10 protein-coding genes and 1 pseudogene are annotated in these 14430 nt (G+C 66.1%); 7 read left to right on the forward strand and 4 right to left on the reverse strand.

What is annotated here, in order from left to right; translation table 11 throughout:
- From B4L36_RS06620 to B4L36_RS06635, 4 genes and pseudogenes are all read left to right on the forward strand, one after another.
- Window positions 1-1170 (forward strand): annotated as a pseudogene (locus tag B4L36_RS06620) (ribonucleotide-diphosphate reductase subunit alpha); the annotation flags it as partial.
- Window positions 1171-1223: 53 nt separating this feature from the next.
- The gene (gene nrdF / locus B4L36_RS06625; RefSeq protein ID WP_292954182.1) at window positions 1224-2195 is read left to right on the forward strand and encodes a class 1b ribonucleoside-diphosphate reductase subunit beta; all 972 of its coding nucleotides are present in this window, start codon (window positions 1224-1226) and stop codon (window positions 2193-2195) included.
- Window positions 2196-2318: 123 nt separating this feature from the next.
- Window positions 2319-3434 (forward strand): zinc-binding dehydrogenase, encoded by a 1116-nt coding sequence (locus B4L36_RS06630; protein ID WP_292954185.1) that lies wholly within the window; start codon window positions 2319-2321, stop codon window positions 3432-3434.
- 177 nt (window positions 3435-3611) lie between these two features.
- Entirely contained in the window at window positions 3612-5543 is a 1932-nt protein-coding gene (locus tag B4L36_RS06635) for a DEAD/DEAH box helicase (protein WP_292954188.1), read from the forward strand.
- Between the two features lie 73 nt (window positions 5544-5616).
- Here B4L36_RS06635 and B4L36_RS06640 read toward each other — a convergent pair whose 3' ends face one another.
- The 4 genes from B4L36_RS06640 to B4L36_RS06655 are packed head-to-tail and all read right to left on the reverse strand — an operon-like array spanning window position 5617 to window position 9766.
- The gene (locus B4L36_RS06640) at window positions 5617-6423 is read right to left on the reverse strand and encodes an IclR family transcriptional regulator (protein WP_292954190.1); all 807 of its coding nucleotides are present in this window, start codon (window positions 6421-6423) and stop codon (window positions 5617-5619) included.
- Between the two features lie 10 nt (window positions 6424-6433).
- Window positions 6434-7792, reverse strand: a complete 1359-nt coding sequence (locus B4L36_RS06645; RefSeq protein ID WP_292954193.1) for a TRAP transporter large permease — start codon at window positions 7790-7792, stop codon at window positions 6434-6436.
- 9 nt (window positions 7793-7801) lie between these two features.
- Window positions 7802-8470 (reverse strand): TRAP transporter small permease, encoded by a 669-nt coding sequence (locus tag B4L36_RS06650; RefSeq protein WP_292954196.1) that lies wholly within the window; start codon window positions 8468-8470, stop codon window positions 7802-7804.
- A 57-nt stretch (window positions 8471-8527) separates the two neighbouring features.
- Complete coding sequence (locus tag B4L36_RS06655; RefSeq protein WP_292954199.1) at window positions 8528-9766, reverse strand: TRAP transporter substrate-binding protein; 1239 nt, start codon at window positions 9764-9766, stop codon at window positions 8528-8530.
- Between the two features lie 130 nt (window positions 9767-9896).
- On the opposite strand from B4L36_RS06655, the gene B4L36_RS06660 reads away from it, so the two are divergent.
- The 3 genes from B4L36_RS06660 (at window position 9897) to B4L36_RS06670 (ending at window position 14401) form a co-directional block, all read left to right on the forward strand.
- The gene (locus B4L36_RS06660; protein WP_292954202.1) at window positions 9897-11486 is read left to right on the forward strand and encodes a GMC family oxidoreductase; all 1590 of its coding nucleotides are present in this window, start codon (window positions 9897-9899) and stop codon (window positions 11484-11486) included.
- Window positions 11487-11517: 31 nt separating this feature from the next.
- Window positions 11518-13296 carry a sulfoacetaldehyde acetyltransferase gene (gene xsc, locus B4L36_RS06665; protein ID WP_292954205.1) on the forward strand — a complete coding sequence of 593 codons (1779 nt, stop codon included), beginning with the start codon at window positions 11518-11520 and terminating at the stop codon, window positions 13294-13296.
- A 130-nt stretch (window positions 13297-13426) separates the two neighbouring features.
- The gene (locus B4L36_RS06670; protein ID WP_292954211.1) at window positions 13427-14401 is read left to right on the forward strand and encodes a YeiH family protein; all 975 of its coding nucleotides are present in this window, start codon (window positions 13427-13429) and stop codon (window positions 14399-14401) included.
- Window positions 14402-14430: the final 29 nt, after the last annotated feature.

Consider the following 14430-nt stretch of genomic DNA (forward strand, 5'->3'; position numbering starts at 1 on the left):
GACATTCCGGTGACGCAGAAATATACCGAGATGGTGGACGACAGGCGCATCCGAAAGACAAAGATCAACGCCCGCGAATTCTTTCAGACGCTGGCCGAGATCCAGTTCGAAAGCGGCTATCCCTATATCATGTTCGAGGACAGCGTGAACCGCGCCAACCCCATCCACGGGCGCATCACCATGTCCAATCTGTGCAGCGAGATCCTGCAGGTGAACGAGGCGTCGCAGTTCAACGAGGATCTGTCCTACGCGCATCTGGGAACCGACATTTCCTGCAACCTGGGCAGCCTGAATATCGCCAAAACGATGGACGGCCCCGATTTCGGCGGCACCGTCGAGGCCGCAATCCGCGCGCTGACCGCGGTCAGCGAGATGTCGGCCATCGACGCCGTGCCCTCGATCCGGCGCGGCAATGACGAGGCCCATGCCGTCGGTTTGGGCCAGATGAACCTGCACGGGTATCTGGCGCGCGAGCATATCCACTATGGCAGTCCCGAAGGGATCGAGTTCACCAGTGTCTATTTCGCCGCGATTGCCTATCACGCGATCCGGGCCTCGAACCTGCTGGCGCGGGAAAAGGCTGCCACGTTCCGCGATTTCGACAAGTCCAGCTATGCCGACGGGTCGTTCTTCGACAAATATACCGGCCGCGACTGGCTGCCCGTCCTGCCCGAGGTGACGCGGCTATTCGCCGACATCACCCTGCCCACGCGTGCGGATTGGGCGGCGCTGAAGGCCCGGGTGATGGAACACGGGCTCTATAACCGCAATCTTCAGGCAGTTCCGCCCACCGGCTCGATCAGCTATATCAACAACGCCACCTCATCGATCCATCCGATCGTCTCGAAGATCGAGATCCGCAAGGAAGGCAAGATCGGCCGCGTCTATTACCCGGCCGCCTACATGTCGAACGAGAATCTCGACTTCTATCGCGACGCCTATGAAATCGGACCCATGGCGATCATCGACACCTATGCGGCGGCGACCGAACATGTCGATCAGGGCCTGTCGCTGACCCTGTTCTTCCCCGCCGAGGCGACGACGCGCGACATCAACCGCGCCCAGATCCACGCCTGGAAGAAGGGGATCAAGACGATCTACTACATCAGGCTGCGGCAGGCCGCGCTGGAAGGAACCGAGGTCGAGGGATGCGTGTCCTGCACCCTCTAGGCCGCGCTGTCCCGCGGATATCCGACGAACAAACCAGGAAAGGGTCTTTCGCCATGAAGGATCAGACGATCACGCCGGTGCAGCGCGCGGTGAACTGGAACCGGCTTCAGGACGACAAGGATCTGGAGGTCTGGAACCGGCTGACGATGAATTTCTGGCTGCCCGAAAAGGTGCCGCTGTCCAACGATGTGCAAGGCTGGGCCACGCTGCGTCCCGAGGAACGGCAACTGACCATCCGCGTCTTCACCGGGCTGACCCTGCTGGACACGGTGCAGAACAGCATCGGCGCCCCCGCGATGATGGCCGATGCGATCACCCCGCACGAAGAGGCGGTCCTGTCCAACATCGCCTTCATGGAGGCGGTTCACGCGCGGTCCTATTCCTCGATCTTCTCGACCCTGTGTTCGACCAGGGAGGTGGACGAAGCCTTCCGCTGGTCCGAAGACAATCCCCAGCTTCAGCGCAAGGCGCGGTTGGTGCTGGATGAATACGCGGCCGGCTCGGATCCGCTGCGGCGCAAGATCGCCAGCGTGTTTCTGGAAAGTTTCCTGTTCTATTCCGGCTTCTATCTGCCGATGTACTGGTCCAGCCGCGCCAAGCTGACCAATACCGCCGACCTGATCCGCCTGATCATCCGCGACGAGGCCGTGCATGGCTATTATATCGGCTACAAGTATCAGCGCGGGCTGGAACGGCTTGGCCAGGGCGAACGCGCGGCGCTGAAGGACTTTGCCTTCTCGCTGATGTTCGATCTCTACGATATCGAGGCGAAATATACCGCCGATCTCTATGACGGAATCGGGCTGACCGAGGACGTGAAGGCGTTTTTGCACTACAACGCCAACAAGGCCCTGCAGAATCTGGGCTACGAGGCGCTGTTTCCGCCCGCCGCCTGCGAGGTCAACCCGGCCATCATGGCCGCCCTGTCGCCCGACAGCGAGAACCACGATTTCTTTTCGGGGTCGGGATCGTCCTATGTGATCGGCAAGGCCATCGCCACCGAGGACGAGGACTGGGATTTCTAGGCGGGCGACCGGCGGCAGCCGAACCGGACCGGCGATTGCCGTCGGCCGGCCCAAGCGCGCCGCCTTTCACCGCCCTGCCGCCGGTGCTAGGCTTTCATTGCCAGGCATGCAGGCGAGGACATGATGAGCCACAGCAACCTTGAACTCAGATCGACCGTCACCTCCGACGGCACCCTCAGGATCACGCTCGATCCCGTTCCCGTCCGCGCGCCCGAGGCCGGCGAATTGCTGGTCCGCCTCGAGGCCGCGCCGATCAATCCATCCGATCTTGGCCTGCTCTATGGCCCGGCCGACATGCAGACCCTGACGGTCGAGGGCTCGGGCGAGGCGCGCGCGCTGACCGCGAAAATTCCCCAGGCTGCGATGGCGCCGCTGGCGGCACGGTTCGACCAGTCGATGCCGGTCGGCAACGAGGGCGCGGGACTGGTGATCGAGGCCGGTCCCGACCTTGGGGATATGGTCGGCAAGCGCGTCGCGATGATCGGCGGGGCGATGTATGCGCAGCTGCGGCTGATCCGGGCCGAATCCTGCATTGTGCTGCCCGAGGGTGCGACCTCCGCCCAAGGCGCCTCGTTGTTCGTCAATCCGCTGACCGCACTGGGATTTACCGAGACCATGCGGGCCGAAGGGCACAGCGCAATCGTTCACGCGCCCGGCGCGTCGAATCTGGGTCAGATGCTGGTGCGCATCTGCCAGGAGGACGGGATCGGTCTGGTCAGCATCGTGCGCAGCCGGCAGCAGGCGGATCTGCTGCGCGAGATCGGCGCCACACATGTGGTGGACAGCAGCGCCGATGATTTCCGGCAGCAACTGGAACAGGCGATTGCCGAGACCGGGGCCACGATCGGCTTTGACGCGATCGGGGGGGGCGAGATGACCAGCATGATGCTGAACGCGATGGAGGCCGTCGCGGTCCGGTCCATGGACAGCTACAACCGCTATGGTTCGCAGTCCGCGAAACGGGTCTATATCTATGGCGCGCTGGATACCGGGCCCACGATCCTCAAGCGCGGTTTCGGCTTTGCCTGGAATATCGGCGGCTGGCTTCTGTTCAACTTTCTCGGCAATGCCGATCCCTCGGTCGCCGCGCGGATGCGCCAGCGTGTCGTTGACGGGATGAAGACCACCTTTGCCAGCCACTACACGGCCGAGATCGGTCTGGACGATCTGTTGAAGCCCGAGATCGCCGAAGCCACGCAGCGCAAGGCGACGGGCGAGAAATACCTGGTCGTTCCCTGACGGCGCCGCCATGGCGGCGCGGACCCGGCCGACCGATGCCCGAAACCGGAACCGGCTTTGACTCTGCGCTCGGGCGGGGATAGTCAGCCGGATCGGCTGTCCTGCAGCGCGGGCAGGGGGCCCGGGCAAGGGTCCGGGCCGTTCCATCGGCCGCAAGGGCCCTTTCAGGCGAAACAGATGACACAGAACAATATCGCAGCGCCGCTGGCCGCGGCTCTGGCCGAGCGGGGCTATGACACCCTGACAGCGGTGCAGCAGGCCGTGCTGAACCCGGATGCGAAGGGACGCGACCTGCTGGTCTCGGCGCAGACCGGTTCGGGCAAGACCGTGGCCTTCGGAATCGCCGCGGCGCCCGATCTGCTGGATGGCGCGGACAGGCTGCCCGAGGATTCCGGTCCGCTGGCGCTGGCCATCGCGCCGACGCGCGAACTGGCGCTTCAGGTCGCGGCGGAACTGGGCTGGCTCTATGCGGCGACGGGCGCGCGGATCGCGACCTGCGTCGGCGGCATGGATTACCGGACCGAGCGTCGGGCCCTGGCACAGGGGGCGCAGATCGTGGTCGGCACGCCGGGCCGCCTGCGCGATCATCTGGAACGTGGCAGCCTCGATCTGTCGGGTCTGCGCGTCGCGGTGCTGGACGAGGCCGACGAGATGCTGGATCTGGGCTTTCGCGAGGATCTGGAATTCATCCTGCAATCCGCCGCCGACAGCCGCCGCACGCTGATGTTCTCGGCCACCGTTCCCGCCGCGATCGAGAAACTGGCCCGCGATTTCCAGCGTGACAGCCTGCGCATCGCCGCGATGGGCGAGGCGCGCCAGCACGGCGACATCGCCTATCGCGCGCTGTCGGTCGCCGTTCGCGACCGCGAGAACGCGATCTTCAACCTGCTGCGCTTCTACGAGGCGCGGACCGCCATCGTCTTCTGCAAGACGCGGGCCAATGTGAACCACCTGCTGGCGCGGATGGGCAATCGCGGCTTTCGCGTGGTGGCGCTGTCGGGCGAATTGTCCCAGCAGGAACGCACCCACGCCCTGCAAGCTTTGCGCGACGGTCGGGCACGGGTCTGCATCGCCACGGATGTCGCCGCGCGCGGCATCGACCTGCCGGGGCTGGAACTGGTCATCCATGCCGATCTGCCCACCAATTCCGAAACGCTGCTGCACCGCTCGGGGCGAACCGGGCGTGCCGGGGCCAAGGGGGTTTCGGCGCTTGTCGTCAGCCCGTCGGAATACCGAAAGGCGCAGCGGCTGTTGCAGGGCGCGAAAGTCACCGCCGAATGGGGCAAGGCACCTTCGGCCGAAGAGGTCGGCTACCGCGACGACCAGCGGATGATGGATCACCCGGCGCTGACCGCCCCGCTGGATGATATGGGCGTGGCACAGGATTTGCTGGCGCGGGTCGGCCCCGAACGGATCGCCGCCGCCTTCGTGCAATTGTGGCGCGAGGGCCGGCCGCCGCCCGAAGTCCTGTCCGACGTGCCGCAGCCCGCGCAAGCTGCGCCGCGCGCGCCGCGCGATTTCGGCGCCGCCGTCTGGTTCGCGCTGTCGGTCGGCCATAGCGGACGGGCCGAGGCGCGCTGGCTTCTGCCCAAGATCTGCGAGTCCGGCGGCATCACCCGCGACGCGATCGGCGCGATTCGGGTGCGCGAGCATGAAACCCATGTCCAGATCGCCATCGCCGAGGCCCCCCGCTTCGGCGAAACGACCGAGATCGAACCGGGCCTGACCATGCGCCGGCTTCAGGGCGAGCCGGGACCGGAACGCGCGGCGGTGAAATCGCCCGGATCGGCCCGTCCCGCGCGCGCGCCGCAACCCGAGGGCACGCCCGGATCAAGGCCCGCAGCCCCGGTTCGTGCCGCGGCGAAACCCGCCCCGGCAGGCAAGCGCGCCGAGGCCGACGCGCCCGCCAAGGCCCGGGCGAAACCGCGCTGGAGCGCGGCCGACAAGGCCGCGAGGGCAAGGAAGGAGGCCTCGGCGCAGTCCGCCCGCGAAGCCGGGTCGGAGACTGCCAAGGGCAAGACGAAGACGGGCGCCAAGGCCAGGTCGCGGCCCTTCGCGTCGAAGCCGCCCCGGTCCGGGCAGGCCGCTTCCGGTCGTCGCAAGGGCTGAACGGCGGGGGACCGGCCCCGCACGGTTCGCCAGCGGGACGAGGGCGCGGGCACGGGTTCGGCGCCGAAAGGGGTTACAGCGTGTCGGCCAGATCGCGTGCGGTCTGTTTCAGCAGCGGCAGATGTTGGCGCGCGGCGTCCAGCGTCAGGCGCTGGACCGGTGCGTGAAAGGACAGCGTGCCGAAAACCCGGTCCAGATGGTCGCGGATCGGCACCGCCAGGGCGATCATGCCTTCGACCATCTCCTGATCGTCCTCGCCATGGCCGCGCTCGCGCGTCAGCGCGATCTCGTCCGCCAGGGCGAGGGGCGTGGTGATGGAGTGGGGCGTCCGGGCGGCCAGGGTCAGCCGGCCCAGCAGCCGCGTGAACTGCGCCGGGGGCAGGGTGGACAGGTAGGTCTTGCCCGCCGATGTGCAATGCAGCGGCACACGGGTGCCGATGGGCAGGCGGATGCGCAGCGGCCAGTGGGTCTCGACCCGGTCCACATAGACCATGGCGTCGCCATCGGGCATCGAGATGTTGCAGGTCTCGCCAATGGCCTCGGCCAGCCCTTTCAGTATCGCCATGCGTTCGCGGCGCAGGCCCGGCCCGCTGAACGTGTTGGCGGCCAGACGGCGCAGCAGATGCCCCGCGACATAGCCGCGCCCACCCAGATCGCGCATCAGCCAGCCATCATGTTCCAGGGTCTGCAACAGCCGGTGGATGGTGGGTTTGGGCAGATCCAGTGCCTCGCCCAGTTCGGCGGCCGAAACCGGGGCCGCGGCCTCGGCCACGGTTTTCAGGATATAGAGCGGGCGCAGGTTGTTCTGCGGCGCCTTGTCGCCGCCCGTCTCTGCAACCTTGCCCGCGCTGTCCATGTCGCCCGCCCGCATTCGCGCCATATCCGGTCCTTCACCGCGACGGCAGCAGGATCGTGGCCAGCGACGGCGTGACAGCCACGATGATCCAGACACTCAGCAGCGCCGCAAGGTAATACAGCGCATAGCGCAGCAGCCGCATGTAGGGAACCCCGGTCACGCTGGAGGCGACATAGAGGTTCAGCCCGTAGGGCGGGGTCACGAACCCGATCGAGGCGCCGACCAGGAAGATCACCGCGAAATGGACCGGATCCATGCCGTTGGCGGCGGCCAGGGGCGCGAGGATCGGCGCCAGGATGATCGTGACCGGCAGGCTTTCCAGCACCATCCCCGCGACGAAGATGATCGCCATCGAGGCGGCCAGCATGACCCAGTATCCGCCCAGGCCAGAGACCCATTGTCCGATTGCCTCCTGCGCGCCCAGCAGCGACAGGATCTGCTGCATCACCACCGAGATCCCGATCAGTGGCGCAAGGATGCCCGTGATCTGCGCCGAACGCATCGTCACCGAGGGCAGGTCGCGGATGCGGAAACCCTCGACCAGGATGCTGGCGGCATAGGTCCGGGGCCGGCCGTGCTCATCCATGCCGGATGCGACCAGCGGAAACAGCCAGCGGCTGAGGACGCCCACGATCACGCAGAATCCCACGGTGACGGCGGCGGCCTCGGTGGGCGAGAACTTGCCCGTATAGATGCCCCACAGCACCAGCCCGATGGCGAAGAAGCCCAGCCAGGCACCGAACGCGGTGCGCAGCACGCGGCCCATGTCGAAGGGGATGATGTGGCCCCAGCCATGGATGCGCGACATGAGCCAGCAGACGAACTGCATCGCCAGGACCATCATCACGCCGGGAATGATCCCCGCCACGAAAAGGTCCGAGATCGGCAGGTTCATCAGGAAGCCATAGACGATGAAGATGATCGAGGGCGGGATGATGATCCCCACCGTGCCGCCGGCTGCGGCAGTAGCGGCGGCGAAGCGCGTGTCATAGCCGCCCTTCACCATCTCGGGATGCATCATCGAGCCGATCGTGGCCGTGGTGGCGGAATTCGACCCCGAGATCGCCGCGAACAACCCGCAGGCCCCGATCGAGGCCATCGCCAGGCCACCGCGCAGCCAGCCCAGAACCGCATAGGCGAAATCCGACAGGCGACGGGCGATGCCGGCCTTGTTGATCAGGTCGCCGGTCAGGATGAACAGCGGCATGGCCAGCAGCGCGAACCCGTTCGAGAAGGCATAGGTCAGCGCCGCGCCGATATTGTCGAAGGTCAGGCCCAGCACGATCGAACAGCCGATGACCCAATAGGCGATGACCAGAAAGACCGGCACGCCCAGCATGAACAGGCCGGTGACGGCCAGCGAAATCAGGGTGATCCAGAACGGGTCTGTCATGATGGCCTCTCAGGTATCGCCCAGGGTTGTCATCTCGATCAGCGGCGCGTTCTCGCGGAAGCGGCGCAGATCCTCGATCATGTTCTCGACCGCGCGGGCGGCAAGGATGGTGAAGGAGACCGGAACCAGGATCACGAACCACCAGACCATCACATTGTCGGTCCCGAGCAGGATCTGGAAATTCGAGGCCGAATTGGCCGCCAGCCGCAGCGTCGTGGTGACGGCGATCCAGGACATGCCCAGCCACAGCACGCCGTCCAGCAGCAGGCAGGCCAGTTGCCCCGCGCGCGGCAGCCGCGTGCGGAATTCGGCAAAGGACAGATGCGCGCGCAGCTTGACATTGAAGGCGCAGCCGAACCAGGTCAGCAGCAGGAACAGATAGGGCGGCAAGGTCGTGGACCACGGCTCTTGCAGGTTCAGTGTGAAGCGGCGGATCACCTCGATGAAGATGATCGCGGCGATGGCCAGATAGACGATGACCATCAGCGCCCGTTCGAGATGCCGGTCCAGCAGCGGCACCAGCTTGAACAGCGCAAGGATCAGGGCGCCGCCGCCGACCATCACGATCAGTCCGACGGCCCATCCCGCGGGTTCTCCAAGCGCGGTATTGATTTCCCAGCTGTCGCGCGACGCCAGCGCAGACAGGATCGCACCGAATTCGGCGACGAAACGTTCCATCTTTCCGATCTCCCCCCGGAATTGCGGCACCCGAGAAACGGATGCCGCGCTGGCGGTTCAGGCCGAGCGCCACCAGCGGCGCGGCTCGACATTTTCGGGCTTGGTGTCGGCCGGGATCTCGCGCGCGATGCGATAGATCTCGTCATAGGTGTCGATGCCGCCCGACCACTGCATCAGGCGCTCGCGCCATTGGCTCCATGGATCGGGATTGAATTCGGGCGAACACATCTCTTCGGCCTTCTTCAGTTCCTCGTCCGACAGGAAGGCGGTGCGCACGTTGTTTTCGGCAAAGATCGTGTCGGGCAATTGCGGGTCCGAGAAGCCGACCGTCTTGATCAATGCCGCCTCGTTCGCGGCCTGCGACTGAACCTGGGCCAGATAGGCCGATTCCATCACCGCGTCCTGCAAGGGACCGTCGAGGCTGTCGAAAACCTTGGACGACATCCCGCAATGTTCGTTGCCAGAGAAGAATCGCAGATCGACCGACTGGCTGACCACCGGCGCCATGTTGGCGTAGGCCACGGCCGAGGCCCAGGTTTCGGCGCCGTCGATCAGGCCCTGTTTCAGCCCGTCGATGGTTTCCTCCCAGGCGACCGGCACCGGGTTGAGGTTCATCAGCTGCATCGCGATCCGGCCAAGCTGGGTGCCGGTGACGCGGTTCTTGGTGCCGGCAAGCTGGTCGATGCTGGTGACCAGATCCCGGTCCTTCCATTTCAGGCCCAGCTGGATGCCGCGCAGTTCGCAATGGGTGAACAGGAACTTGATCCCGTGGCGCTTTTCCAGCGGATCGCGCAGGATGCGCTGGCTTTCGGGGCTGTAGAAGAAATGATACTGCGAGGCCCGGTTGGGGAACATGTAGGCGAAGTCCAGCACGTTGTAATAGGGCGCCACGCCGGCCGAATTCTGGGTCGAGGCGGCGAAGAAATCCACCACGCCAAGCTGGGTCTTCTCGACGCAATCAAGCTGGCCGCAGATCTGGTTGTCGCCGATGAATTCGATCCGGATCTCGCCATCGGTGCGCTCTTCCAGGTCGCGGGCGAATTGCAGAAAGCCCGCGCGCTCGATCAGCAGGTTGCGGGCATTGAAACCCGAGGCCCCCATCTTGAACGTGTGCTTGGCCTCTTTCGAGAATCGCTTGTCATAGGTCGATTCCGCCGCGCGGGCCAGTTCGGCCGTGCTCAGCAAACCCGCCGCCCCGGTCAGTGCCATCGCCGTCGAGGTCATCCCGAACCGGCCGGCAACGCGCAGGATATCACGCCGCGAGACGCCACGAATCGTGTCGATTCTTCCCGTCATCACATTCCTCCTCCCTAAAGATGCGATTTTTGAGACTTGTGGTATCATTTCTAATCATATAGGTTTCAATTGCAAGCCAAAATTTCAGGGCCGGCCGATCAGGCCATGCGCAGCTTCGGGAGGGGGAAAATTGCAGACCGATTATCTTGTCGTCGGCGCCGGATCTGCCGGCTGCGCCATCGCCAACCGCCTGTCGGCCGATCCGGGCGTCACCGTCACCCTGCTGGAGGCCGGTTCCTGGGACTGGAATCCGTGGATTCACATTCCGGTCGGCTATTTCAAGACAATGAACAACCCGTCGGTGGACTGGTGCTACCGGACCGAGCCGGATCCCGGCCTGAACGGCCGGCGGCTGGAATGGCCGCGCGGCAAGGTGATGGGCGGATCGTCGTCGCTGAACGGGCTTCTTTATGTGCGCGGACAGCCGCAGGATTACGACCGCTGGGCACAGATGGGCTTTTCCGGCTGGTCCTGGGACGATGTGCTGCCACTGTTCAAGCGGGCCGAGAACCAGGAACGCGGCGCCGATGATTATCACGGCGCGGGCGGGCCGCTGAACGTGTCGGACATGCGCCTGTCGCGGGCGATCTGCGATGCCTGGGTCACGGCGGCGCAGGCGGCGGGATTTCCGTTCAACCCCGATTACAACGGCGCCGCGCAGGAAGGCGTGGGCTATTTCCAGCTGACCACCCGCAAGGGCCGGCGCTGCTCGGCCGCCGTGGCCTATATCCATCCGATCCGCAAGCGCCCCAATCTGCGCATCATCACCCGCGCCGCGACCCGTCGCGTGGTGATAGAGGACGGGCGCGCGGTGGCGGTCGAATATGCCGACCGCTCGGGCAAGACGCAGCGCATCGAGGTGAAGGGCGAGGTGATCCTGTCCGCCGGCGCCATCGGCAGCCCGCAGATCCTGATGCTTTCGGGCGTGGGCGAAGCCGCGCATCTGGCCGAACACGGCATTCCCGTCGCCGCCGATCTGCCGGGCGTGGGACAGGGCCTTCAGGACCATCTTCAGGCCCGGCTGATCTATACCTGCAATGAACCCACGCTGAACGACGAGGTTCGCAAGCTGTGGCAACAGGCCCGAATCGCGCTGAAATACGCCATGTTCCGCGCCGGCCCGATGAGCATGGCGGCCAGCCTCGCCACCGGGTTCATGCGCACCAACGATCGCGTCGCGACCCCCGATATCCAGTTCCATGTCCAGCCCTGGTCCGCCGACAGCCCGTCCCAGGGCGTGCATCCGTTTTCGGCCTTCACCATGTCGGTCTGCCAGTTGCGCCCCGAAAGTCGCGGCAGCATCCGGCTGAAATCGGCCGATCCGTCGGTCTATCCCGCCATTCACCCGAATTACCTGGCGACCGAAACCGATTGCCAAACCATCGTCGACGGGGTCAGGATCGCCCGCCGGATCGCCGCAGAGCGCCCGCTGTCGGGCAAGATCACCGGCGAGATGCGCCCCGGCCCCGAGGTCCGGGACGATGCCGCGCTGCTGGACTGGGTGCGCAATTCGGCCACGACGATCTTTCATCCGACCGGCACCGCCGCGATGGGGCCGGTGCTGGACGACCGTCTGCGGGTCAAGGGCATTCGCGGCCTGCGCGTCGCCGATTGCTCGATCATGCCCGAGATCGTCTCGGGCAACACCAATGCCCCCGCGATCATGATCGGCGAAAAGGCCGCCGATCTCCTGCGCGAGGATCGCAGGCGCGGGGCCTGACCACAATCTCCGGGAAAGGGAGTTTTGAGCCATGAGGATGACGACTGAAGAGGCGTTTGTCAAGGTTTTGCAGTTGCATGGGATCGAGCATGCTTTTGGGATCATCGGTTCTGCGATGATGCCTGTGAGCGATCTTTTTCCGCGGGCCGGGATCACCTTCTGGGATTGCGCGCACGAGACGAATGCGGGTCTGATGGCGGACGGGTTCACGCGCTCGACGGGCAGGATGTCGATGGCGATCGCGCAGAACGGTCCGGGGGTGACGGGTTTTGCGACGCCGGTGAAGACGGCCTACTGGAACCACACGCCGCTGCTGCTGGTGACGCCGCAGGCGGCGAACAAGACCATCGGGCAGGGCGGTTTCCAGGAGATGGAGCAGATGCGGCTGTTTGCCGATTGCGTCTGCTACCAGGAGGAGGTGCGCGATCCCTCGCGCATCCCCGAGGTGCTGAACCGGGTGATCATGCAGGCCTGGCGCAATTCGGCGCCGGCGCAGATGAACATCCCGCGCGATTTCTGGACCCAGGTGATCGACGTCGATCTGCCGCAGGTGGTGGCGTTCGAACGTCCCGCGGGCGGGGAACGGGCGGTCGGCGAGGCCGCGGCGCTGCTGAGCGCGGCCCGGTTCCCGGTGATCCTGTCGGGGGCGGGCGTGGTCCTGTCGGGGGCGATCCCCGACCTGGTCAGGCTGGCCGAGCGTCTGGATGCGCCGGTCTGTTCCAACTACCAGCACAATGACAGCTTCCCGGGCAGCCATCCGCTGGCGATGGGTCCGCTGGGCTATAATGGCAGCAAGGCCGGGATGGAGATCATCGCCAGGGCGGATGTGGTGCTGGCGCTTGGCACCCGGCTGAACCCGTTCTCGACGCTGCCGGGCTACGGCATCGATTACTGGCCGAAGGATGCGAAGATCATCCAGGTCGACATCAATGCCGACCGGATCGGTCTGACCAAGAAGGTGACGGTGGGCATCCAGGGCGACGCGGGCAAGGTGGCGCGCGGGATCCTGGCGCAGCTTGCGGATGATGCGGGCGATGCCGGCCGGCAGGAGCGCCGCGATCTGGTGGCGCAGACGAAATCCCGCTGGGCGCAGGAATTGTCGAGCCTGGATCACGAGGATGACGATCCGGGCACCGAATGGAACGCGGGCGCGCGCCGCCGCGACGCCGACCTGATGAGCCCGCGTCAGGCCTGGCGGGCGATCATGCAGGCGATGCCGCAGGATGCGATCGTCAGTTCCGACATCGGCAACAACTGCGCCATCGGCAATGCCTATCCGACCTTCGAGGCGGGCCGCAAATACCTGGCGCCGGGCCTGTTCGGTCCCTGCGGCTACGGCTTTCCGGCGATCCTGGGCGCCAAGATCGGCAATCCGGACGTGCCGGTGATCGGCTTTGCCGGCGACGGCGCCTTCGGGATTTCCATGAACGAGATGACCGCCTGCGGCCGCGACGACTGGCCGGCGATCACCATGGTGATCTTCCGCAACTACCAATGGGGCGCGGAAAAGCGCAACACGACGCTGTGGTATGACAACAACTTCGTGGGCACCGAACTGGACCGCGACACCTCCTATGCCGGGATCGCCCAGGCCTGCGGCGTGACCGGCGTGCAGGTGAAAAGCCAGGAGGACCTGACCCGGGCGCTGCACGAGGCGGTCGAGGCGCAGATGCGGGGCGAGACGACCTTCATCGAGGTGATCCTGAACCAGGAACTGGGCGAGCCCTTCCGCCGCGACGCGATGAAGAAGCCGGTGCCGGTGGCCGGCATCGACGCCGCCGACATGCGCCCGCAGAAGGGTGCGGCCTGATCCCGACGACCCGGCCCGGCCCGTCGGCGCCGGGCCGGTCACGCCTTGCCTTGCCTTGCAGGAGAAGATCATGACCTCGCTTGCCGCGCGGCTCTCGACCCGCCTGGGCGGGGGCGATGCGCTGCGCCCGATGTTTCCGGGCTTTGCCGTTTCGGTCCTCGTCGCCGTCACCGCGCAGTTCCTGTCCGACCGTTACGGCGCGCCGGCCATGCTGCTGGCGCTGCTTCTGGGCCTGGCGCTGAACTTCCTGGCCGATGAGGGCACGCGGACGGCGCCGGGGATCGGCTTCACCGCGCGCACGGTGCTGCGGCTGGGGGTGGCGCTGCTGGGGGCGCGGATCAGCGTCGAGATGCTGGCGGCGCTTGGCGGGCCGGCCATCGCGCTGGTCGTGGCGGGGGTGATCCTGACCATCGGCTTCGCGCTCATCGCCAGCCGCTTCGTCGGGCGCAGCTGGCGCTTTGCGCTGCTGACCGGGGGCTCGGTGGCGATCTGCGGGGCCTCGGCGGCGATGGCCATCGCGGCGGTGCTGCCGCGCCACGAGAAATCCGAACGCGACCTGGTCTTCACGGTGCTTTGCGTGACCGTGCTGTCGACGGTGGCGATGATCCTCTATCCGATGCTGGCGCAGCTGTTCCAGTTCGGCGCCCGCGATTCGGGCGTCTTCCTGGGCGGCACGATCCATGACGTGGCGCAGGTGGTCGGCGCCGGCTTTTCCATCGGCCCCGAGGCCGGCGAGACCGCGACCCTGGTCAAGCTGATCCGGGTGTCGATGCTGGCGCCGGTGGTGCTGTGCTTTTCGCTGGTGATCCGGCAGAAGGGCCTGGCCGAACTGTCCGAGGGCCGGCGCCCGCCGCTGCTGCCGGGCTTCGTGGTGGGCTTTCTGGTGCTGGCGGCGCTGAACTCGCTGGGCCTGATCCCGCAGGTCCTGGCCGACGGGGCCGGCGCGCTCAGCCGCTGGGCGCTCTTGATCGCGATCGCGGCGGTCGGCATCAAGACCTCGCTGAAACGCATGTTCGAGGTCGGCCCCGGCGCCATCGCGCTGATGGTCGCGGAGACCGTCTTCCTGGGCGTCTTCATCGTCTCCGGCCTGCACTGGATCGCCTGAGCATGCGCGCCGCCCCCCGCCCTGCCGCC

The organism is Paracoccus sp. UBA889 (assembly GCA_002294185.1).
Lineage (GTDB): Bacteria > Pseudomonadota > Alphaproteobacteria > Rhodobacterales > Rhodobacteraceae > Paracoccus.